Here is a 23775-nt window from a genome sequence, read left to right as displayed (position 1 = left end):
TACAGTAAGGAGTAAGGGGGAAATTTAAGCATTAAATTGTTTAAATAGTAATTATATGAAAAATGGCTGCATATAATTATTACAAGCTAGAAAGATATAACCTTCTATAAAAGAATCTGTAATTTATTAATTACACTAAGTATGCTTTTAAAGCATTTTTTACTAATGATATTTTTGCCCCATTTGACGTAAAAAATAAATTAAGGTATAATACACAAAGACTCTTTAAAGGAGGGGAAAAAATGAATATGGTGTCGAAAGAAAAGCTTAAAGACTACTTTTTCAAAATACCAAAAACCCTTATAGTTTTTATCCTGATTTTAACTTGTACAACAATTACAATTTTAAAAATGAGAAAGACCATAACAGTGACAATAGATAATAAGGATACAGAAATTACAACCTTAAGCAGTAATTTAAGTACTGTATTAAGTGAAAATAATATTTCCTTAGGAGAAAAGGATTGGATTTCTGTACCTGCAGACAGCAAGATAAAAAATGGAGATAAGATTAATATTAAAAAAGCAATTAATGTTGCATTATCTGTTGATGGAAAACAGTTAAATGTAAAAACTGTAAAAAATACAGTAGGTGATGTATTGACAGAACAAGATGTAAAATTAAACAAGCTTGATAAAATATCTCCAGAAATTGATTCAAAGATAAAAGAAGGGTTAAATGTAAGCATAACACGAGTAGAAGAAAAGATACTAGAAAATAAACAGAAAGTTGACTTCTCTAAAGAAGTAAAAAAGACTGATGATTATGAAAAAGGTACTCAGAAAGTAGTACAAGATGGTAAGCATGGGGAGAAATTAATCTCTACAAAAGTTGTATATGAAGACGGAAAAGAAGTATCAAGAAAAGTGGTAGAAGAAAAGATCATAAAGAAACCTATTAATCAAATTTTAGCAGTAGGAACTAAGATGATGATTAAGCCTAGAAATTCACGTGGTTCTAAGCAAGGTTCTCCTATGGGCTATTCTAAAAAAATATCATTAACAGCAACGGCATATACAGCTGATTTTAATCATTTAGGCGTTAGAGATGATCCTTATGCAGGAATGACAGCAAGCGGAAACAGGGCGAAAAGAAATCCAAATGGATATAGCACTATAGCTGTAGATCCAACGGTTATTCCTTTGGGAACAAAGGTTTATGTAGAAGGTTATGGATTAGCTGTTGCTGAAGATACGGGAGGAGCCATAAAAGGAAATAAAATAGACCTTTTCATGGACACGTATGCTCAAACCCAGCAATGGGGTGTTAGAACAGTAAATCTTTATATTTTGAATTAATTTTAAAATATAAAGAGATCCATTTATAAAATGGTTAAACTATAAAAGATAATCTAAAATATAGATTATCTTTTATTTTTTATAATAATATTATAGACTATTTACAATGCTATTATATTAATATAAACTTTAAAAGGAAATTAATTTTATAGTATAATTAAATAGTTTAATATTTTTATTAGGGTTTGGAGGAAAGCTTTATGATAAAAGAAGTAATAGTTGTGGAAGGAAGAGATGATATAACAGCTGTTAAAAGAGCCGTAGATGCAGAAATAATAGCCGTTGGTGGCTTTGGTATAAATAAAAATGTAATAGAAAAGATAAAGGAAGCCCAAAAAAGGTGTGGAGTTATTGTGTTTACAGATCCCGATTTTGCAGGAGAGAAGATAAGGAAAATAATTTCTAAAAGAGTACCTAATATTAAACATGCTTATATATCACAAGAGGATGGGTTAAAAGATGGGGACATTGGAGTTGAGAATGCTTCACCTGATACTATATTAAAGGCCCTTAAAAATGCTAAGTTTGAAGTAACAGAGAAAAGATATTTCTTTGATATTGAAGATATGATATATTTTAACCTTACAGGAAAAGAAGATTCTAGAAGGAAAAGAGAACTTCTAGGTAAGGAATTAGGAATTGGATATGGTAACACAAATCAAATTATTACTAGGCTTAACAATTATGGTATAAGTAAAGAAGAATTTGTAGAAGCTTTAAATAGAATAGAAGATAAAATTTAAAGGAGCTGTGTTATGGATAATTTAAATACTAAAGAACTAGTAAATAGATATGACTTTAAGTTTTCTAAAAGTCTAGGACAGAATTTTTTAATTGATGAGACTGTTCTTTCTGATATATTAGATTCAGCTAATGTAACTAAAGAAGATTTTATAATTGAAATAGGTCCTGGAGTTGGGACGTTAACTAAAGAACTTTTAAAACGAGCTAAAAAGGTTTGTGCAGTGGAATTAGATAGCAGATTAATACCGATATTACAAACAGAGCTTTCTTCTTTTGATAATTTTATGCTAATTAATAAAGATGCATTAAAGATAGATTTTAAAGATATTATAGAGGAAGAAAACTCTGTAAAAATAGTTGCTAATCTGCCATACTATGTAACTACACCTATAATTTCTAAATTACTTACAGAAGGATGTAATTTTAAGTCATTAACTATAATGATACAGAAGGAAGTAGCAGAGAGAATGGCAGCTGACCCTAATACAAAGGAATATGGGGCATTATCTATATTAACTCAATATTATTGTAATACAGAAATTATAAGAAAAGTTTCACCTAGTTGCTTTATTCCAAGACCTAAAGTAGAATCCATAGTAATTAAGCTTGAGAAGTTAGAAAAACCTAGTGTAGAGGTTCAAGATGAAAAGATGTTTTTTGCAGTAGTAAGAGCCGCTTTTAACATGAGGAGAAAAACACTTTGGAACGCAACGAAAAATTTAGGTATTGAAAAAGGCACTATGGAGAATATTTTTGAGGAAAGTAAAATAGATTCAAAAAGAAGAGGAGAGACCTTAACTCTTCAAGAATTTGCAAATTTAACTAATACTATATTGAAATTTAAATAATTTAACTAAATAAGTTCACTTTTCAAAAGTCCTTTCATATATTATAAAGAATATGTTGTATATGGAGGGACTAAATTGGCTTCTAAAAAAAGTTATTCAAGATACTTTATAATATTACAAGAAGATGAAAAAGGTTATGCCTTAGAGAGAGAGAAGAGTTCTTCTGGATATGTTAAGCTAGAAAAAAAGAATAATAAGTGCAAGGTCTATTTCTATGCTCAAAACATAAATCCTGATATGGAACCATATTATATGGTTTTAGTTTGTGATGATAAAAACAAGAAGAAACTTGTAGTAACAGGAAAATTATCAACAGATGAACAAGGCAGAATCGATGTGAATAGTGAATATGAATTGGATAATATTGCTAACTCTAAAATTTCTATGTCACATATCATAGGGGCTTCTATTGCAAAAGTAATAGATAATAACATAATTTCTTTAATGAGTGGATTTACTAATAATGATGTCCCAAGGGATTGGAAGGGGTATGAGGTTGTAAAAGTATACAAAGAAGAAAGAAAAGATGAAGAAGAAAAACCTACTGAGAAGGAAAAAGAAACTAGAAAAAATAGTGATATAAGTGAAGTTAAAGAAGAACTGGACTCAAAAGAATTTAAGGAATATGAGGAAAAAGTTCAATCAAAAGTTGATGATAATAAAGAAGTGAGGGAAGATAAAGACGAGATTCCTGCTAAAAATGAAGAAGAGGTAAAGTGTGAATCTAGGGAAATTAATGACACAATAGAAACTAATATAAGAAAAGAACCTATGGAAAATGTGGATGAAAAGGAAATAGAGCTAGAAAAAGAAAGTGTAGAAGAAAAAGAGGTAGAGCTAGAAAGAGAAAATGTACAAGAAAAAGAGATAAGTGTGAAAAAAGAGCCTGTAACGGCTGAAGTTGAGATGAAAGAATTTAAAAAATGTACAGAATGTGAAATTAATAAGGAAATAGAACATAGTGTAGATACAAAATATGATAAAGAGGATGATACTAGCATTAAAGAAAAAGAGTATGTGGATATGTTTATGAATGAAATAGGTACATTAGATAACAATGAAGAAATAGAATACTGTACTTTAGAAGATATGGTTCGTAAACACAAGAAACATAAAAAACATATGGATGACTGTTGCTGTAAAAATAACTATCCTATAGGGAAACTTGGGAACTACTTTAAAGGTATATGTTGCGGATTTGAAGAAGTAGATCATATATCTAAGGAGATACCATATAGTGTATGGTACAAGGTGCCTGTAAAAGATTTAGATGATATGTATGATAACTCAGATTATCATAGATATACTGTAATGTATTATCCTATGCTTTGTTATTATTCATATATATGTAAACATGAACATTATTGTATGGGGTATAAGTGTAACAAAGAAGGAAAGTTAATGTATATAATGTATGCTATTCCAGGTACAAAGAGTAAAGAGTGCCAACCATACGGTGGCAGAACTGGTTTTGTAACTTGGGTTCCATGTAAGAATAAAAAGGATTATGGATATTGGATAATGTTCTACGATTTTAGAAAGTCTACAGTTGTTATACCTATAAAGAAATGCTAAAGATTTAATATATAATTATAAAAACTGCCTTAAGATTTTAGACAAGGCAGTTTTTATTTTGGAATAAAAGCAAAAATAATTTCATATAGTTTACTGTATTTGTAAAAAAGAATGGAGGGTATTATATGAGGTTAATGGTTTTACATGGGAAAAAAGTATTTACTGTTTTAGTTCTATTTTTACTTATGGGGTTAATGATGTTCGGAGAAACAAAATTACATGATAGATTAAAGTTAAGTACATTTACTCAAAATAATATACAAGAATTGAAACAGTATAGTGACAGTGAAAAAACTTTAAAATATTTATTACCAGTTAACTGGCAAACTAAAGAGGAATCATTTGGGGGTGGGGAGATAATATATCATAACAATTTTAAATCCCCTGATGGTGTTATAAATGGGTATGTTGAAATATGGAATAGTAAAAAAAAATTAAAGGAGTTTCTAGAGCAAAGCAAAGATATATCAGAAAAACAAAATAAAATAATTAATTATAGTATGGAGAAATTAGAAACTGATAAAGGGAATGGATACTTGATTACATACGAAATAGAAGTTACCCCAGGGAATATTTATAGAGCTGAGGAGTATTTCATTGAAAGAGGTAATAAGTTTATTAGGTTTTCATTTTTCGTAAATAAGAAGAACTTTACCAGTAATATGAGTAGAATTTTTAAAACCATAGTAGATACTGTTAAATTTCAAGAGTAAAATTCAATAGTATTAAAAAAAACATTAATTTTTTAAATAAAAAGTTCTTTTAGAAGGATTTTCATATATAGATGTAGAATTAATAGAATTGGAAAACTATATAAAAAGCTATACTACAACAAAACAAGACAACTTTTAATTTATAGTTACAAAATACCTTCACTTAAATAGATCCCTTTATAAAATCTACATCAATTATTATATTATTAATATATGGAGGGATAATATGAAAAAGATAGGTATAAAGATTTATTCGGTATTTCTGTCTCTATTTGTTATAAGCCTTATTTTTACACCACAAGTTGCTTATGGTATAGAGACGCTTAAACAATCATCAGTAAAGGTAACTTTAGGAAATCTCAAAGAAGGTAATACACTAGAAGAAGGATATATAGATGGAGTTATTGAAAGTGCCAATGATTTAACTAGTGTATCCATACTTATTAACGATTCTAAGTTAGGAGATTTAAACCTAAAGGATAAAAAAGCTATAGAAAGAGAAAGTAAAAATTTATATATAACTAATTTTAATTACAAATTTGACATTTCAAATTTCTATAGTGGACAGTATAATCTAAAGTTTATGATGAAAGATGATAAAGGGAATACGAGTGAAGATATTAAATCTATTAAAATTAAAAGTAAGGAACCAGTGCAGAATGATTCTATAAAGGTGGTTAAGAAAAATTCTCGTACACTAAATTATTTACAGGTCTCATCTTCTAAAACGCCTATTATGGGAAAAGCAGAAATTACAAAAGGACAAGCTGTTACATACTTAAAAAATGGAAATCCTAATAAAAGTGAGGATGACATAGTTTATTTTGTCAACTCTACATGGGAAGAAGCAGAGTATGAAGGGATTCGTCCAGATGTTGCTTTTGTTCAGATGATGAAAGAAACAGGCTATCTTAAGTTTGGGGGCGATGTTGGATCAGACCAAAATAATTTTGCAGGTATTGGTGCCGTAGGTGGAGGAGCTAAAGGGGATAGTTTTCCAGATATTAAGACTGGTATAAGAGCGGTAGTACAGCATTTAAAAGCTTATGCTAGTAAAGAACCATTAAAAAATAAACAGGTAGATCCAAGATACCATTTAGTTGAAAAAGGTATTTCTCCTTATGTCGAAGGACTTTCAGGGAAATGGGCATCAGATCTAGGTTATGGTGAAGACATAGTTAAATCAATAAACTATGTAAAGACCTTACAAGAATTTATACAAAAAGCAACAATTAATTATTTTAAGGTATATGATGGAGCTAACGAGGTTAAAGGTAACAACTATAAATATGGAAAAACATATACATTAAAAGCATCTGCTAATGCAGATTCAAAAGCATTATACCAATTTTGGTTAAAAGACCTAAGAACGAATTCTTGGGCAATATTAAGGGATTATAATGAAAATCCTAACTTTAACTGGACAGCACCAACAAATGGGGAAAAATACTTATTGGGAATTCATGTAAAAGATATGAGATCTGTAAATAAAACAGATAACTTTAGATATGATCCAATAGTATTATCTCCAGGAAAAGCGAAGTTAAATGAGTTTAAGGTGTATGATGGAGCCAATGAGGTTAAAGGTAGCAACTATAAATATGGAAAAACATATACATTAAAAGCATCTGCTAATGCAGATTCAAAAGTATTATATCAATTTTGGTTAAAAGACTTAAGAACGAATTCTTGGGCAATATTAAGGGATTATAATGAAAATCCTAACTTTAACTGGACAGCACCAACAAATGGGGAAAAATACTTATTAGGAATTCATGTAAAAGATAAAGAATCTCCAAATAGAACAGACGATTTTAGATATGACCCAATAGTATTATCTCCGGGAAAAGCTAAATTAAATGAGTTTAAGGTATATGATGGAGCTAATGAGGTTAAAGGTAACAACTATAAATCTGGAAAAACATATACATTAAAAGCATCTGCTAATGCAGATACAAAAGTGTTATACCAATTTTGGTTAAAAGACCTAAGAACGAATTCTTGGGCAATATTAAGGGATTATAATGAAAATCCTAACTTTAACTGGACAGCACCAACAAATGGGGAAAAATACTTATTAGGAATTCATGTAAAAGATAAAGGGTCTAGAAATAGAACAGATGATTTTAGATATGATTCAATAGTAGTATCCCAAGGAAAAGCTAAGTTAAATTATTTCAAGGTATATGATGGAGCCAATGAGGTTAAAGGTAATAACTATAAATCTGGAAAAACATATACATTGAAAGCATCTGCTAATGCAGATACAAAAGTGTTATACCAATTTTGGTTAAAAGACTTAAGAACGAACTCTTGGGCAATATTAAGGGATTATAATGAAAATCCTAACTTTAACTGGACAGCACCAACAAATGGGGAAAAATACTTATTAGGAATTCATGTAAAAGATAAAGGGTCTAGAAATAGAACAGATGATTTTAGATATGATCCAATAGTAGTATCCCAAGGAAAAGCTAAGTTAAATTATTTCAAGGTATATGATGGAGCCAATGAGGTTAAAGGTAATAACTATAAATCTGGAAAAACATATACATTGAAAGCATCTGCTAATGCAGATACAAAAGTGTTATACCAATTTTGGTTAAAAGACTTAAGAACGAACTCTTGGGCAATATTAAGGGATTATAATGAAAATCCTAACTTTAACTGGACAGCACCAACAAATGGGGAAAAATACTTATTAGGAATTCATGTAAAAGATAAAGGGTCTAGAAATAGAACAGATGACTTTAGATATGATCCAATAGTAGTATCCCAAGGAAAAGCTAAGTTAAATTATTTCAAGGTATATGATGGGGCTAATGAGGTTAAAGGTAACAACTATAAATCTGGAAAAACATATACATTGAAAGCATCTGCTAATGCAGATACAAAAGTGTTATACCAATTTTGGTTAAAAGACTTAAGAACGAACTCTTGGGCAATATTAAGGGATTATAATGAAAATCCTAACTTTAACTGGACAGCACCAACAAATGGGGAAAAATACTTATTAGGAATTCATGTAAAAGATAAAGGGTCTAGAAATAGAACAGATGACTTTAGATATGATCCAATAGTATTATCTCCAGGAAAAGCGAAGTTAAATGAGTTTAAGGTGTATGATGGAGCCAATGAGGTTAAAGGTAGCAACTATAAAGGTGGAAAAACATATACATTAAAGGCATCTGCTAATGCAGATTCAAAAGTGTTATATCAATATTGGCTAAAAGACCTAAGAACGAATTCTTGGGCTATACTAAGAGATTATAGTGAAAGTTCTAACTTTAATTGGACAGCACCAACAAGTGGGGGAAGATACTTATTGGGTATTCATGTAAAAGATAAAGGATCTAGAAATAGAACAGATGACTTTAGATATGACCCAATAACTATAGAAGCGTCAGTTGCACGTAAACTCATAGTACTTGATGCTGGACATGGTGGAAAAGATCCAGGTGCCCAAGCTGCAGGCTTAAAAGAAGCGGAGATAAATCAAAATTTAACATTGAAATTAGGAAATAAATTAAAGACTATGGGATATGATGTTATATATACAAGAGATTACATACCTGTAAATTATAGAGAGGTAAGAGAAGATCTTGAAGCAAGGATAAATGTAGCAAATTCTAGAAAAGCTGATTTATTTATTAGTATACATCATGATGCAACTCCAGGAGGAGAAGGTACAAGCACTCATTATAGCACATATATGCCAAAGTTAGATACATCTGGCACTGTAACAATTGGTGATGTTATATATGATCGAACTCCTTGTAATGAGGCTATAAAAAGTAGAGAACTATCTAAGCTTATAGCTAAGAGGTTAGGGAATGTAGGCTTTAAGGATAGGGGAGCACAAGATCATAATTTATATGTTACAAGAAATGCTATTATGCCTTCAGTACTTATAGAGTGTGGATTTATAGACAATCCTAGAGATAGGGATAAATTCATGAATTCTAATACTCAAAATAAAATGGTGGATGCAATAGCAAGTTCTATAGCAGATTTATTTTAAACAAAATGTGAATTAAATTGATTTAGAGTAATATAAGTATTATAATTAAATAGAAAAAAATAAGAGAAGCTTAAAAGCTTCTCTTATTTATTATACGGAGGTGTTCTATGAGACCTATTTTATTTAGTATTTTTGGACTAGAAATAAAAGGTTATGGACTGATGATAGCTATTGGTGTATTATCGGCTTTAATGATTTTATTAAATATATCAAGAAAACATGGATACAATGAAGATAATGTTTGGAGTATATTTTTCTACGCAATTATAGGTGGTGCTGTAGGTGGTAAACTCCTTTGGGTTATTACCGACATTAAGCTTATAATAGATGAACCAAGTATTCTATTAAATTTAGGATATGGATTTGTAATTTATGGTGCTATAATAGGAGGGGTTATAGCTATATATATGGCTTGTAAAAAATATAATTGGAATACTTTAAAGTTTCTAGATATAGCAGTACCGTGTGTTGCTATAGCCCAGGGATTCGGTAGAATTGGATGTTTATTTGCAGGATGTTGCTATGGTGCACATACAGATTCTCATTTAGGTATAGTTTTTGAAAATTCATTATTTGCACCTCCGGGGGTAAGACTTCATCCTACTCAGATTTATTCATCTATATTTGATTTTTTATTAGGAGCTTTTTTATTGTTGTATCTTAAGAAAGATCATAAAGATGGACAGGTATTTGGGGCATATATTATAAGTTATAGTATAGGAAGATTTTTAATAGAATTTTTAAGGGACGATCCAAGAGGTAGTGTGGGAATGTTGTCTACATCCCAGTTTATTGCTATATTCACTCTAATTTTTGGAGTATTAATGTTTTCAAGATATAGATTTAAGAAAAATCAAAAATAGTTAGAGAGGGTTTTTAGAGTGAGGATACATAAGAAATCGCTTATTTTAACTTTTATTTTATGTATATGTTTTACAATGACAGGATGCAATAAGTTAAGAACTGCAAAAATTAAATTAGGACTTAAGAATAATAATTTTGAATATATGAGATTAAACAAAGTAAAACAATTAGTAATTCAAAGTACACGTGATAAAGGGTTTAGATTTGTTGTAACTAATAACGATGTTATAAAGGAAGCTTATGATATACTCTCTTCAGCTAAAAAAGCTAATGGCAAATCTTATTTAGAATCAGATTATATATTTGAAATTCATGAAAAAAATGGAGAAGTACATCGTTTTAATTATGTGGCAGGGCTAGATAAAAAAGAGGGAGGAAACTTATACGATGATAAAAATGTATATGTGGTTTCTTCTAGGTTAGATAATGATATATTAAACAACTTTGAAAATATAAGAAAGCCTAGAGCTTTTAAAAATGTTTATTATAAATCAATACTAGATACTATAGGTAAGTATATGGATAGTAATAAGGATTTAGCAAATAAAAAAGTCGGATTAAATTTAAAAGATGATATAGATATACAAAAGTTTATTTTATCCTCAGATTTAGAAGAGTTTAAAAATAGTTTAAAAGAAAAATTTCCTATGATTGAACTTACAGAAAAAACTGAAGACTGTGATATAATTATAAATATAGATACTGAAGGATATAAGTCTATAGTATATAAATCTATTATTGAATTTTCTTATAAAAAAACTAATACTAAGCCTAAAAAGTATTATGTTTGGGGTAAATACTCTAATAGGAACTGGAAGATAGATATTTATGATGATAAAAAGCCGAAAGACTTTTAATTTTAACTTTTAGAGGAGGAATTAAAATGAGTAGTTGTGATGGATGCCCAAGCAAATCAAGTTGCTCAAAGGCTTCAGAAGATAAAGGTTGTAGTGTTATATTACCTAAGTTTGGACATGTAAAAAATGTAATAGGTGTTATGAGTGGAAAAGGTGGAGTAGGTAAATCAACAGTAACAGGTATATTAGCTACGAAGCTTAGAAGTTCAGGCTATAAAGTTGGAGTTTTAGATGCAGATATAACAGGACCATCTATGCCAAGGTTTTTTGGAATTAATACAGAAAGAGCAACAATTAGTCCGACAGAAGACCCAAAGGTATTCAAATTTATTCCGGTTGAAACTAAGCAAGGTATAAAAGTTATATCTTTAAATTTATTAACAGAAAAAGAAGAAGAACCAGTTATATGGAGAGGTCCCGTAATAAATGGTGTTTTAAATCAGATGTATGGAGATACAGAATGGGGAGAGTTAGACTATCTTTTAATAGATATGCCTCCTGGAACAGGGGATATATCATTAACAGTAATGCAAAGTCTACCTATTAATAGTATAGTAATAGTTTCAACACCTCAAGATATGGTTTCTATGATAGTTAAAAAAGTAGTTATAATGGCTAAAAAACTTAACATAAAAACCCTTGGGGTTGTGGAAAACATGAGCTATGTGAAATGTAAATGTGGAGAAAAAATGAAGGTGTTTTCTAATAAGTCTGCAGAAGAGGGAGCAAAGGAACTTGGACTTCCATTACTTTCTGAAATGCCTATAAATAAAGAATTAATAGAACATATGGAAAGTGGAGATATAGAAAGTTTTATATCTTCAGATAAGACTTACGATGAGCTTTTACAAAACTTCAATAAAGAGTACTCTAATAATAGAGTGATATTATAGTATTTAAAGATTATTTTTAAAGTAATTAAAACCCGAGAATTTTAATCTCGGGTTTTTTATTTTAAAAAAATTATTTTATTATTTAGAATCTATATTTATATTATTAGTAGCTAATATTTGTTTTAAAGGAAACATTGCTACTAAAAATGATGTTATACAAAATTCAAAAGATAAAAATGATAAGTTATAATTTAAAGAATAGATAAAAGGATTAGCGCCTTTAGCATATTCTGAAAAGAAAATTATCCCAGATAATACGTGACATGTTAGTCTCCCAACCATACCTATTAATACTCCAGATATGAGTTTGGATTTTATTATAGCGTCACTATCCTTTTTAACATTAGGTTTAAGATATCCACTTAGACCTATAAACATATAGGCAAGAGGGTAGTCAAGTAATAATTGAGCAGGATGGACAATATATCCACCGAAGAGCAAATCAATTATACCCATTAAGAATCCTGTAAGCATACCTACTTGAGGTCCATAGATTAGAGACATTATAACTATAGGAACCATACTTCCAGGAGTAATACTACCTCCTTGAGGCATTTTGTATAATGTAATTTTGTTTAATACTACAGATAAAGCTACAGCCATGCCTACTTTTACGATTATATTTGTAGTTAATTTTATTTTTTTTACAGATATAAAAGCTATAAGTAGAGCTAGTACAACTAAAATTGAAATAATATTAGGAACTGTAAGTAAACCTTTTGGTAACATAAAAAAACCTCCTCATTATTTGTGCAAGGAGCATTTAAAAATAGTTTATTAATAAACACATGCTTTCCTACGCTGGCATTACCCAGTTCAGGTTTTAAGGGTATTTCTCAGTCTAAAAAGACACCCCTAGCACAAAGATTTTATTTTAGATGATTAGTTCCAAGGTTATTATAGTATTAATATAATCATTTTACAAGTATTTAATAAATATTAAAAATTAAGCAGAGAGGAATTAAATACTCTCTGCTTAGATAAAGCTTATTTAAAATCTAATATTTATTTTACTTTCAATACTCTCATAGAATTCATTACTGCAAGTAATGCAACTCCAACATCTGCAAAGACAGCTGCCCACATAGTTGCAAGACCAAGTGCGATTAATAATAGAACAATAAGTTTTACACCTAGGGCAAAATAAATATTTTCTGTTACTATTTTTCTTGTGAACTTAGCTATTTTTATTGAATTTGATATTTTGGATGGTTCATCAGTCATAATAACAACGTCAGCAGCTTCTATAGCAGCATCAGAACCGAGTCCACCCATGGCAAATCCAACATCTGCCCTTGCTAGAACAGGAGCATCATTTATACCATCTCCTATAAAGGCTACCTTTGCTTTAGGGGATTTTTTAGCCATTATATTTTCAAATATGCTAACCTTATCTCCAGGTAGTAGTTCAGCATGGACTTCTGTGATATCCAAAGTATTTGCTACATTTTCAGCAGTGGTTTTATTATCGCCAGTTAGCATAACAAGATTTTTAATACCATAAGACTTTAACATAGATATAGCATCTTTTGCATCTTCTTTTATTTTATCTGATATAGTTATGCTTCCAAAGAAATTATTGTCAACAGCAACGTATACGCTAGTACCAATATCTTTTGATGGTATAAAGTTAACTCCGAACTTATTCATAAGTTTACTATTACCAGTTAAAATTGTTTTCCCATCAAACTCTGTTTTAATACCATGTCCAGGTATTTCCTCATAATTTTTTAGCTTATCTTTTTCTACTTTTTTTCCATAAGCTTTTATTATAGATGTTCCTATTGGATGAGATGAATATGCTTCACATAGTGCTGCATATTTTAAAAGATCTTCTTTCTTAATACCTTCTGCTGGATATAAGTTATTAACTTCAAATACACCTTTAGTTAAGGTACCAGTTTTATCGAAGACTACAGTTTCTAAGTCATTTAAAGCTTCTAGATAGTTACTTCCCTTAACTAAGACACCAGATTTTGAAGCGGCACCTATTCCTCCAAAGAATCCTAGTGGAACAGATATAACTAAAGCACAAGGACAAGATACAACAAGGAAGCTAAGTGCTCTTTGTACCCAATCTAAAAGATTAGAATCTTTTATAATCATTGGAGGTATAAATGCAAGGGCAATGGCTGCCATTACAACTAGGGGAGTATATACCCTAGCAAATTTAGTTATAAATTTCTCAGTTTCTGCTTTTTTTGAACCAGCATTTTCAACTAAGTCTAAAATTTTAGATACAGTAGATTCGGAAAAATCCTTTGTAACTTTCAATGTTAAAACACCATTTTTATTTATGAATCCACTTAGGATTTCATCACCTTTTTTAACATCACGAGGAAGAGATTCTCCTGTAAGTGCTGAGGTATCCATAGACGAATCTCCATCTAATATGAATCCGTCTAGGGGAACTTTTTCATAGGGTTTTATAACTATTATATCGCCAATAGAAACATCCTCAGGGGATACTTCTTCTATAGAGTCACCAATTTTTAAATTGGCTTTATCAGGTCTTATATCCATTAAGTCAGCAATTGAGTTTCTTGAGCGATTAACAGCTATATCTTGGAAAGTTTCTCCAACTTCATAAAATAACATAACTGCCACAGCTTCAGGGAAGTCTTTAATTGCAAAAGCTCCGATTGTTGCTATAGTCATTAGGAAATTTTCGTCAAAGACATCACCTTTTTTAATGTTAGATAAAGCTTTTAATAATACATTTTTACCAATTAAAATATAACTTACAAGGAAAATAGCAAGTTTAGGATAGAAATCAAACTTCATAATTAAACCGATAATAAATAGTATAGTTCCTAAGGATAGTCTAATAAGTGTATTTTTATCTACAACATAAGACTTGTCTAATTTCTGTTTTGTAGTTGTTTTAGTAGAAGTATTTTTATATTTTACTTTAACTCCAGGTTCTGTAGAATCTACAATGTTTTTTACACTATTAAATAATTCATCTCTTGAAATAAATTTTTCAAATTCTATATTTAAAGTAGAATTTGAAAAGTTAAAGCTTGCTTCCTTTACTGCCTCCAAATTATTAACTTTAGATTCAATTTTTGCTGCACAATTGGCACAATGCAGTCCTTCTAATATTAAACTCATTTTAGATGTGGATTTTGAATTTTTAACAGTTTCAATTATCTCCACATCAGGTTCTAATTTTTTTACGATAGCTTCAATTTCTGAAGTAACAATTTCCTTATTAACCCCTTGTTTAATAGTTACAGTTAAAAGGGAGGTACTAAAGTTTAGAACAGCACTTTCTACAGTACTTAGATTCTTAACCCTTTCCTCAATTTTAGCTGCACAGTTTGCACAATCCAAACCTTTTAATATAAATTTAAAATCCCTTTTTTCACTCATTATATATTCACCCCTTATTTAAGTCTTAGTCTTCATTTATATGATCTAGGGCCATATGGAAGATATCTTCAATATGGTTATCGTCAAGAGAATAGTATACTGATTTGCCTTCTTTTCTGTATTTTACAAGTCTAGCTTGTTTTAGAACTCTAAGTTGATGGGATATAGCTGATTGATTCATTTGGAGCAATGTTGCTATATCACATACACACATTTCAGATTTAAATAAAATAAAAATTATTTTTATTCTTGTAGAATCTGAAAAAACTTTAAAGAGATCTGAAATATCTTGCAATGTATCTTCATCTAGCATTTCTTTTTTTACTTTATCAACTATATCTTCGTGTATTACATTACACTTGCATACTTCAATAGGTTGCTTGGAATCTTTATTTTTAAGCATTAGTATCAACTCCATAATATATTCATATAAACATATGAGCATATATTCATATGTTCTTTGAATATATGATAACATTAATTTAGTGGACAATCAATATAGAAAATATTTTTTATTAAATATTAAGAAAAACTTATTTATATATTTTATATTATGTCAATATTAGAATAGGGATAAAAAATATAAGAAATATAAGATATTAAGGCAAAATTACGTTAATTTAGTGATATACCTTAAATTGAAAATTGATAATAATATATTAAGAGCGTATAATATTCCAAGTATGGTTTGTTCAATATATTGTGCAAGGGGGTACCATGTATATGCTATATGTAGTTAAGCGTGATGGTAGAAAAACAAACTTTGATTCCTCCAAAATATCTAAAGCCCTTAAAGGAGCAGCGGATGAGATAGGATATGTATTTAGTACAGAGGAAATAGAAACTTTTAAAAATGAAGCTTTAATTAGGATAAAAAAATTAGATAAGAAAGAGTTAAATGTAGAGGAAATCCAAAACATAGTAGAGAAAATGCTTTTAAGTAATGGACATAAAGATGTTGGCGTTGCATATTCAAACTATAGAAAAGAAAGAGATAGAATAAGAGAGATAAAATCAGATTTAATGAAAGCTATAAATAAAATAGGAGTAGAAACTGATAGGGATAATGCAAATGTAGGAAATAACTTCAGTTCAAAACTACTTAGAATAGCTAGTGAATCTAATAAATGGCATAACCTTTCAATGATGCCTAAGTATTTGGCAAAGTTACATGAAAATGGTGACTTATATTATCATGATTTAGATAGTTATAATCTTACAATCAATTGTTTACATATACCCACTAAAGAAATTTTACAAAGAGGATTTAATACGGGTTATGGAACAATAAATCAACCTAAAAGAATAGACTCAGCTGCTGAACTTTCATGTATTTTACTACAATCAACACAAAATGATATGTTCGGGGGGCAGTCACATCCGGATTTTGATAATGATATGGCTAGTTTTATACAGCCAACTAGAGAAGAAATTAAAAGAGAACTTAAGGGTTATGGTATAGACGGTGAGAAGTTAGAACAGTTAACGGAAGAAAAACTAAGGAGATCTATAAGTCAGGCTATGCAAGGTATTGTATATAATTTAAATACTATGCATTCTCGTGCAGGGTCTCAAGTTCCTTTTAGTTCTATTAATATAGGAATACCAAATTCAAAAGATGCGGCACTAGTATGTGAGTTATTCTTATTAGAATATGAAAAAGGACTTGGGAAAGGAGAACAACCTATTTTCCCAAATATAATTTTTAGAGTTAAATCAGGGGTAAATAGAGAAAAAGAAGCTCCGTTTTATTACTTATATGAACTTGCATGTAGAGTTGCAAGTAAAAGGATGAATCCTACCTTTATGAATTTAGATGCTGATTTTAATAAGAAATATTTTGATATTGGGGTAGTTCCAGCTACTATGGGATGTAGAACATATATATGTTCTAATGTAAATGGTGAACCAGGAACAAAGGGAAGAGGAAATATAGCCCCAACTACTATTAATTTACCAAGGTTAGGATTAATGGCAAAGGGTGATAGAAATAAATTCTTTGAACTTTTAAGAAATAAGTTAGATTTAGCAAAAGAATCTTTACTTCATAGATATGATGTATTAAAAAAATTAAAAGTAAAGGATCTTCCTTTTATAGCCGGTCAAAATTTATTAAAAGGATCAGAAAATTTAAGTGGAGATGATTCTATCGAACCTATACTGAAACAAGGAAGTTTCGCCATAGGATTTATAGGTCTTGCAGAAGCTTTAGTAGCAATAACAGGAAAGCATCATGGCGAAGATGTGGAATCTAGAAATTTAGGTATTGATATAATAAACTATATTAGAGATTATACAGATAAGGCTACAGAAGAAACAAAGCTAAACTGGAGTACATACGCAACACCAGCGGAAGGATTGAGTGGTAAATTTATAGTTCAAGATAGAAAAGTATTTGGGGAAATAAAGGGAGTTACTGATAAGAATTACTATACTAATAGTTACCATGTTCCAGTTGGATATCCAATTTCTATAAAGGATAAAATAGATATAGAGGCACCATATCATAGCTTGTGCAATGGTGGGCATATAACTTATCTAGAGGTAGATGATTGTCCTACAGGAGATGCTATAATGTCTATATTAAATTATGCTTATAGTAAGACAAATATAAGTTATATAGGCATTAATTTTCATATAAGATATTGTAGAAGTTGTGGAACATACCTACAGACAGGGGAAGAAAGCTGTCCAGTTTGTGGAGGTAAAGATATTCAGGGAATATCAAGAGTTACAGGTTATTTAAGTCTAGATGAAAGGTTTGGAGCAGGTAAGTATTATGAAAGAGAAGATAGAGTTACTCACACTAGTAGTAAAAAAGGATATACTGACTATGTAAGTAAATAGGTGATATATGTGAATACAGAAGATAGGAATATAAGACTTTCAGGGATAATTTTTGAGAGTTTAGCTAACGGGCCAGGTATAAGGAGAGTATTTTTTTCCCAAGGATGTACACATAATTGTGAAGGCTGTTTTAATAAACACACACACAGTTTTCATGGGGGAGAAATTTTTAGTATTAAAAATTTAATAGATGATTTAAAGGATAACCCTATAATAAATGGAGTTACTTTTAGTGGAGGAGATCCTTTAGAACAAGCAGAAAGTTTTTATTACTTAGCACAAGAAGTTAAAAATTTAGGTTTAAATATTTGGTGTTATACGGGTTATACTTTCGAATATATTCTAAAGCATTTAGATGAAAAGGCATTTTGGAAGGAGCTCTTAGATAGTATTGATGTAATTGTAGATGGGAGATTTATGGAATCACAGAAGAATCATAGTTTAAAGTATAGAGGATCTAGGAATCAGAGAATCATAGATGTGAAAAAGAGCTTAGAGTTAGGTAAAATAATTCAATTAAATTATTAATAAAGGGATACTATAGTATCCCTTTAATTTTGTTCATCTTCATAATCGTTTTTATAATTCGCTCTATAGCTAAGCATGATTTCATTTAGTATGTCACCAGCTGCAGGTGGAGTGTATGTTATAGCATTGGCACCAGCTGCTATAGTTTCTCTTATAGTGTCTTCTGTAGGACCACCAGTAGCTATGATAGGGAAATCAGGAAACCTTTCTCTTATCTTTCTTACGATATGTGCAGTCCTTTTAGCACCTGATACGTTAAGAATAGTGGCTCCAGAGGCTATTCTTGCCTCGATATCTTCAAATTCTGAAACTACAGTAACTATAATAGGTATATCTATAGTTTCTCTCATTTGAGTTATAACTTCATTTGGAGTAGGATTATTTACTACTACCCCCAAAGCTCCTTTAAACTCAGCATCTAATGCTAAATTAACTACTCTTTTTCCAGTAGTAATTCCACCACCTACACCACAAAAAATTGGAACATCTGCTGCTAGGAGTAGTGAAGCTGTTATTATTGGTTGAGGGGTAAATGGATAGACAGCTATAATAGCGTCAGCATTAGTATTTTTTATTAAAGCAACATCTGTGGTAAATAAGAAAGACTTTAATCTTTTACCAAATATCACAATACCACTGGCATCTCTTATGGCATTAGGTACTTGTATCATATGGTTTCTTAAAGTGCCATTAATTATTGGTACATTTTTACGCATAGAGCTTCACTCCTTTTATATGAATTTATATATAATTATAGATTACTATTATATTTAATTAAATTATTTATATTTTGTAAAGTAATTTATAAAAAATATAAATATTAATTTTAAGTTACTATTTATATAATTTATATTGTATATTAATAATCTAAAATAAACAATTTATTTTCTAAATTTCTAATAGGTTGTAAGTCCTCTATGTCTAATATATTACTATCTATTTTTTCACTATGGGTAAAATTAATTAAAAAATCTTCTATACCTGAAAGTTCAAAATTTAATCTAGGAGTTTTATAATGCATAGGTATAACTAAATTGCTCTTTATTGAACGACATACTGAGTAAGCCTCTTTATTATCTATAGTGTAATTTCCACCTACTGGTATTAATAATATATTTATATTACCTAGGATTTGAATTTCTTTTAGTGTAAGAAGATGTCCTAAATCACCTAGATGACAAAGAGTTATACCATCAACTTCCACCTTAAATATTGTGTTTTCTCCTCTTTTTGCCCCATTAAACTTATCATGATATGATTTAAATCCCTTTATTTTAATATCATCTATTAAAAACTTTCCATGACTATCTATAACTACATAATCCCCGCTTACATATTGAAGACAGTTATGGTCAAAATGGTGGTGACTTATTAGAAGTATATCTGCTTTTTCTTTGTAAACTTCATATCCTATAGTGTCATCAAAAGGATCGATAAGAATTTTTTTATCATTTTTAGAGATTATTAAAAAACTAGAGTGTCCAAGCCACTTGATTTTCAAAATATCACATCCTTAATTAAAGTATTATATACTATAGTTTGTATGCATTATATTTAGTATACAAGGAAAGAATGAAAAATAGTTTGAATAAATAAGTCTAGAGTGTTAATTTTTTATATTTACCAGTTGAAATACTATGTAGATTCATTATATAATTTATTATACAATCTATTGACTATATGAAATAAAATAGTTATATTATATTTATAATTAACTATAATATATAAAAAATTATGTTATAAAGGTTTTGATTAGGAAGAGTAATTAATCCGTAAACTTTCAGAGAGTGGGATGAGGTGCGAACCCATAGTGGAAGATTAGTGAAAATCACCTAGGAGCCTAGAGCTGAAACTTTAGTAAGCTTTTACGTAATCCTGCGTTAAAGGATAGGGTATAAATGTGTACTTGAATGTATAACTACCATAGGTGGTATAGCGAAGAATTTAACTTCGTCCTATTTTGGACGGAGTTTTTTATTTTATAATGGATATAATTAAAATATAGAAACGGAAGGAGTAAAAATATATGTACAAAAAAATCGATACTTCAAAGAGTTTTGTTCAAAGAGAAAAGGAAATAGCTGAATTTTGGAATAATAAAGAAATAATTAAAAAAAGCTTTGAATTAAACCAAGATGGTGAGTACTTTACATTTTTTGATGGACCTCCAACGGCAAATGGTAAGCCACATATAGGTCATATTTTAACAAGAGTTATGAAAGATTTAATCCCAAGATATAAAGTTATGAAGGGATATAAGGTTATAAGAAAAGCAGGATGGGATACTCATGGACTTCCAGTAGAATTAGAAGTTGAAAAAATGCTTAAAATCTCAGGAAAAGAACAAATTGAGAGTTATGGTGTAGAAAAGTTTGTTAAAGAGTGTAAGGATAGTGTATTTAAGTACACAAGTCTTTGGAAAGATATGTCTGAAAAAATTGCTTACTGGGTTGATATGGATAATCCATATATAACTTATGATGATAACTATATAGAATCAGTATGGTGGGCATTGAAACAGATGTGGGATAAGGACTTACTATTCAAAGGTCATAAGATAATGCCTTATTGCCCAAGATGTGGAACAGCACTATCTTCTCATGAGGTTGCTCAAGGATATAAAGATGTAAAAGAATCAACAGCTTTTGTAAAGTTTAAAGTTAAGGGAGAAGAAAATAAATACTTCCTAGCTTGGACGACAACACCTTGGACACTTCCAAGTAATATAGCTTTAACCATAAATAAGAAATATGATTATATAGAAGTTAAGCAAAATGAAGAAATATATATTTTAGCTAAGGAATTAGCGCCTAAGGTTTTAGGAGAAGATTATAGTATAGTTAAAGAATTCAAGGGTGAAGATATTTTAGGTATGGAGTATGAACAATTATTTAAATTTGAAACTCCAGAGGAAAAAGCCTTTTATATAATCCATGGTGACTTTGTAACTTTAACGGATGGTACTGGTATTGTACATACAGCACCAGCTTATGGTGAAGATGACAGCCTTGTATGTAAGAAACATGGTCTTCCTTTAATTAATTTAGTAGATAAGAGTGGATGCTTTGTAGAATCTGTTGAGCCTTGGAAAGGGTTATTTGTTAAAAAAGCAGATCCTAAGATAATAGATTATATGAATGAGAATAATATGCTTTATAAATCAGAAAAGTTTACTCACTCATATCCACATTGCTGGAGATGTGATACCCCGCTTTTATATTATCCAAAAGATAGTTGGTTTGTTAGAACTACAGCAGTAAAAGAGAATTTAATTAAAAACAATCAAAGTATAAACTGGTTACCAGATAACATCAAAAACGGAAGAATGGGAAAATTCCTAGAAAACAATATCGATTGGGGTATTAGTAGGGATAGATATTGGGGTACTCCACTTCCTATTTGGGAATGTGAGTGTGGACACAAAGAATGTATAGGTAGTAGAGAAGAGTTAAAGGAAAAAGGTGTAGAAGTTAAAGAAGAATTAGAACTTCATAAGCCTTATATAGATGAAGTACACTTAAATTGTTCAAAATGTGGCAAAGAGATGAAGAGAACTAAGGAAGTTATTGACTGTTGGTTTGATTCTGGATCGATGCCTTTTGCACAGCATCATTATCCATTTGAAAATAAAGAGTTATTTGAAAAGAATTTCCCAGCACAATTTATTTCGGAAGCTGTTGACCAAACAAGAGGATGGTTCTATACATTACTTGCAATTTCAACTATTTTATTTGATAAGGCACCATTTGAAAACTGTATAGTTCTAGGTCACGTTTTAGATAAAAAAGGCATTAAAATGTCAAAATCTAAAGGGAATATAGTTGAACCATTTGAAGTTTTAGAAAACCAAGGAGCCGATGCTACAAGATGGCATTTCTATACAGCTAGTGCACCATGGCTTCCAACTAGATTTTCAGGAGATGATGTATCTGAAGCTCAAAGAAAATTCTTAAGTACTTTATGGAATGTATATTCTTTCTATGTACTTTATGCTGATATAGATAAATTCAATCCTTTAGAATACAAAGATTTTAAGTCTAAAAATGTTATGGATAAGTGGATAATTTCAAAATTAAATTCATTAATTAATACAATTGAAGAAGATTTAGATAATTATAGAATAACAGATGCCGCTTTAGCTCTCGAAGAATTTGTAGATGAATTATCTAATTGGTATGTAAGAAGAAATCGTTCTAGATTCTGGTCAGAGGATTTAACAGAAGATAAGATTGGAGCTTATGTAACTTTATATAATGTGTTAGTTACATTTAGTAAAATAGCATCTCCATTTATACCATTTATGACAGAAGAAGTTTACCAAAACCTTGTAAAAGGTCTTGATAATAGCGAACCAGACAGTGTTCATTTATGTGCTTGGCCACTAGCTTGTGAGTCTTTAATTGATGAGAAGTTAGAAAAGGAAATGTCAATTGCATACAAAGTAGTTAAACTAGGAAGATCAGCTAGAAATGGAGCTAATATTAAGAATAGGCAACCACTTTCTAAAATGCTTCTATCTACAAAGTCTATACCTGAGTATTATGGAGACATAATTAAGGATGAACTTAATATTAAGGGAATAGAGTTTGGGGCTGATGTATCTCAATACGTTAACTTTGAAATAAAACCTAACCTTCCAGTATTAGGTAGGGAGTATGGTAAATTAATTCCTCAAATAAGAAAAGCATTAGCTTCTCAGAATCAAATGGAATTAGCTCAAAGAGTAAGTAATGGTGAGAGTGTAATTATTAATGTAGAAGGCACCGATATAGAATTTAACAAAGAGAGCTTACTTGTTACAATGCAAGGCTTGGAAGGCTATGCTTTTTCAGGGGAAGGAGATCTAGGAGTTTTATTAGATACTACAATAACTGAAGAATTAAAAGAAGAAGGACAGGTAAGAGAAATATTAAGTAAGATTCAAAACATGAGAAAAGATAGTGGATTTGAAGTTGCTGATAAAATTAAATTATATATAGATGATAATAAAGTTTTAGAGGCTGTAGTGAAGAAATACGAGGATACAATAAAAAGAGAAACTTTAACAGTTGAAATTTTATACAATGAGAATAGAGAGTATAATGATATTAAGATAAATGGTGAAGAACTTAAAATATATATAGAAGTTATAAAATAATTTATCTTAAACAAAAATAGAATTTGCTTTTGCGAATTCTATTTTTCTCTTTTTATTTTAAATCTTTTCTGATAT

At 29.7% G+C, this 23775-nt stretch carries 17 protein-coding genes, 1 riboswitch and 1 other annotated feature; of the genes, 12 read left to right on the top strand and 5 right to left on the bottom strand.

Annotation, left to right across the window (positions count from 1 at the left end):
* Positions 1-242: 242 nt before the first annotated feature.
* The 9 genes from FGL08_RS11220 to FGL08_RS11180 all read left to right on the top strand — a co-directional run bounded on the left by FGL08_RS11220 (position 243) and on the right by FGL08_RS11180 (position 11813).
* Positions 243-1298, top strand: coding sequence for a resuscitation-promoting factor (locus FGL08_RS11220; RefSeq protein WP_138210874.1), 1056 nt, complete (start codon positions 243-245; stop codon positions 1296-1298).
* Between the two features lie 200 nt (positions 1299-1498).
* The gene (gene rnmV / locus FGL08_RS11215) at positions 1499-2041 is read left to right on the top strand and encodes a ribonuclease M5 (protein ID WP_138210873.1); all 543 of its coding nucleotides are present in this window, start codon (positions 1499-1501) and stop codon (positions 2039-2041) included.
* A gap of 12 nt (positions 2042-2053) precedes the next feature.
* Positions 2054-2890: a 16S rRNA (adenine(1518)-N(6)/adenine(1519)-N(6))-dimethyltransferase RsmA gene (gene rsmA / locus FGL08_RS11210; protein WP_138210872.1), complete on the top strand. Its 837-nt coding sequence runs from the start codon at positions 2054-2056 to the stop codon at positions 2888-2890.
* Positions 2891-2965: 75 nt separating this feature from the next.
* Positions 2966-4465, top strand: a complete 1500-nt coding sequence (locus FGL08_RS11205) for a hypothetical protein (protein WP_138210871.1) — start codon at positions 2966-2968, stop codon at positions 4463-4465.
* Between the two features lie 125 nt (positions 4466-4590).
* Positions 4591-5178 carry a PsbP-related protein gene (locus FGL08_RS11200; RefSeq protein WP_138210870.1) on the top strand — a complete coding sequence of 196 codons (588 nt, stop codon included), beginning with the start codon at positions 4591-4593 and terminating at the stop codon, positions 5176-5178.
* Positions 5179-5404: 226 nt separating this feature from the next.
* Complete coding sequence (locus FGL08_RS11195; protein ID WP_138210869.1) at positions 5405-9199, top strand: N-acetylmuramoyl-L-alanine amidase; 3795 nt, start codon at positions 5405-5407, stop codon at positions 9197-9199.
* 107 nt (positions 9200-9306) lie between these two features.
* On the top strand, positions 9307-10062 hold the full coding sequence (locus FGL08_RS11190) for a prolipoprotein diacylglyceryl transferase (RefSeq protein WP_138210868.1): 756 nt from the start codon (positions 9307-9309) through the stop codon (positions 10060-10062).
* An 18-nt stretch (positions 10063-10080) separates the two neighbouring features.
* Positions 10081-10920, top strand: a complete 840-nt coding sequence (locus FGL08_RS11185) for a YhfM domain-containing protein (protein ID WP_138210867.1) — start codon at positions 10081-10083, stop codon at positions 10918-10920.
* 26 nt (positions 10921-10946) lie between these two features.
* Positions 10947-11813, top strand: coding sequence for an Mrp/NBP35 family ATP-binding protein (locus FGL08_RS11180; RefSeq protein ID WP_138210866.1), 867 nt, complete (start codon positions 10947-10949; stop codon positions 11811-11813).
* A 78-nt stretch (positions 11814-11891) separates the two neighbouring features.
* Here FGL08_RS11180 and thiT read toward each other — a convergent pair whose 3' ends face one another.
* From thiT to FGL08_RS11165, 3 genes are all read right to left on the bottom strand, one after another.
* A complete protein-coding gene (gene thiT / locus FGL08_RS11175; RefSeq protein ID WP_138210865.1) occupies positions 11892-12542 on the bottom strand; it encodes an energy-coupled thiamine transporter ThiT in 651 nt (216 codons plus the stop codon).
* A 47-nt stretch (positions 12543-12589) separates the two neighbouring features.
* A riboswitch (TPP riboswitch) is annotated at positions 12590-12680 on the bottom strand.
* 138 nt (positions 12681-12818) lie between these two features.
* A complete protein-coding gene (locus FGL08_RS11170; protein ID WP_138210864.1) occupies positions 12819-15188 on the bottom strand; it encodes a heavy metal translocating P-type ATPase in 2370 nt (789 codons plus the stop codon).
* 25 nt (positions 15189-15213) lie between these two features.
* Positions 15214-15591, bottom strand: a complete 378-nt coding sequence (locus FGL08_RS11165) for an ArsR/SmtB family transcription factor (protein WP_138210863.1) — start codon at positions 15589-15591, stop codon at positions 15214-15216.
* Between the two features lie 320 nt (positions 15592-15911).
* Between FGL08_RS11165 and nrdD the strand changes: the two genes are divergently transcribed.
* Both nrdD and nrdG read left to right on the top strand, forming a co-directional pair.
* The gene (gene nrdD, locus FGL08_RS11160) at positions 15912-18035 is read left to right on the top strand and encodes an anaerobic ribonucleoside-triphosphate reductase (protein WP_138210862.1); all 2124 of its coding nucleotides are present in this window, start codon (positions 15912-15914) and stop codon (positions 18033-18035) included.
* A gap of 9 nt (positions 18036-18044) precedes the next feature.
* Positions 18045-18563 carry an anaerobic ribonucleoside-triphosphate reductase activating protein gene (gene nrdG / locus FGL08_RS11155; protein WP_138210861.1) on the top strand — a complete coding sequence of 173 codons (519 nt, stop codon included), beginning with the start codon at positions 18045-18047 and terminating at the stop codon, positions 18561-18563.
* Between the two features lie 23 nt (positions 18564-18586).
* Here nrdG and FGL08_RS11150 read toward each other — a convergent pair whose 3' ends face one another.
* Positions 18587-19279 carry a beta/alpha barrel domain-containing protein gene (locus FGL08_RS11150; protein WP_138210860.1) on the bottom strand — a complete coding sequence of 231 codons (693 nt, stop codon included), beginning with the start codon at positions 19277-19279 and terminating at the stop codon, positions 18587-18589.
* A gap of 143 nt (positions 19280-19422) precedes the next feature.
* On the bottom strand, positions 19423-20064 hold the full coding sequence (locus tag FGL08_RS11145) for an MBL fold metallo-hydrolase (RefSeq protein ID WP_138210859.1): 642 nt from the start codon (positions 20062-20064) through the stop codon (positions 19423-19425).
* 238 nt (positions 20065-20302) lie between these two features.
* Positions 20303-20524 (top strand) — a binding site (T-box leader).
* A 65-nt stretch (positions 20525-20589) separates the two neighbouring features.
* Between FGL08_RS11145 and ileS the strand changes: the two genes are divergently transcribed.
* Positions 20590-23700: an isoleucine--tRNA ligase gene (gene ileS, locus FGL08_RS11140; RefSeq protein ID WP_138210858.1), complete on the top strand. Its 3111-nt coding sequence runs from the start codon at positions 20590-20592 to the stop codon at positions 23698-23700.
* Positions 23701-23775: the final 75 nt, after the last annotated feature.

Source organism: Hathewaya histolytica, from assembly GCF_901482605.1.
GTDB lineage: Bacteria > Bacillota > Clostridia > Clostridiales > Clostridiaceae > Hathewaya > Hathewaya histolytica.
This window is presented reverse-complemented; position numbering and strand designations above follow the sequence as displayed.

Coding starts and splice junctions, on each gene's coding strand:
- FGL08_RS11180 (WP_138210866.1), top strand. CDS start 10,947: ATGAGTAGTTGTGATGGATGCCCAAGCAAATCAAGTTGCTCAAAGGCT.
- ileS (WP_138210858.1), top strand. CDS start 20,590: ATGTACAAAAAAATCGATACTTCAAAGAGTTTTGTTCAAAGAGAAAAG.
- FGL08_RS11195 (WP_138210869.1), top strand. CDS start 5,405: ATGAAAAAGATAGGTATAAAGATTTATTCGGTATTTCTGTCTCTATTT.
- FGL08_RS11170 (WP_138210864.1), bottom strand. CDS start 15,188: ATGAGTGAAAAAAGGGATTTTAAATTTATATTAAAAGGTTTGGATTGT.
- FGL08_RS11220 (WP_138210874.1), top strand. CDS start 243: ATGAATATGGTGTCGAAAGAAAAGCTTAAAGACTACTTTTTCAAAATA.
- nrdD (WP_138210862.1), top strand. CDS start 15,912: ATGCTATATGTAGTTAAGCGTGATGGTAGAAAAACAAACTTTGATTCC.
- FGL08_RS11190 (WP_138210868.1), top strand. CDS start 9,307: ATGAGACCTATTTTATTTAGTATTTTTGGACTAGAAATAAAAGGTTAT.
- FGL08_RS11200 (WP_138210870.1), top strand. CDS start 4,591: ATGAGGTTAATGGTTTTACATGGGAAAAAAGTATTTACTGTTTTAGTT.
- FGL08_RS11150 (WP_138210860.1), bottom strand. CDS start 19,279: ATGCGTAAAAATGTACCAATAATTAATGGCACTTTAAGAAACCATATG.
- thiT (WP_138210865.1), bottom strand. CDS start 12,542: ATGTTACCAAAAGGTTTACTTACAGTTCCTAATATTATTTCAATTTTA.
- FGL08_RS11165 (WP_138210863.1), bottom strand. CDS start 15,591: ATGCTTAAAAATAAAGATTCCAAGCAACCTATTGAAGTATGCAAGTGT.
- rnmV (WP_138210873.1), top strand. CDS start 1,499: ATGATAAAAGAAGTAATAGTTGTGGAAGGAAGAGATGATATAACAGCT.
- rsmA (WP_138210872.1), top strand. CDS start 2,054: ATGGATAATTTAAATACTAAAGAACTAGTAAATAGATATGACTTTAAG.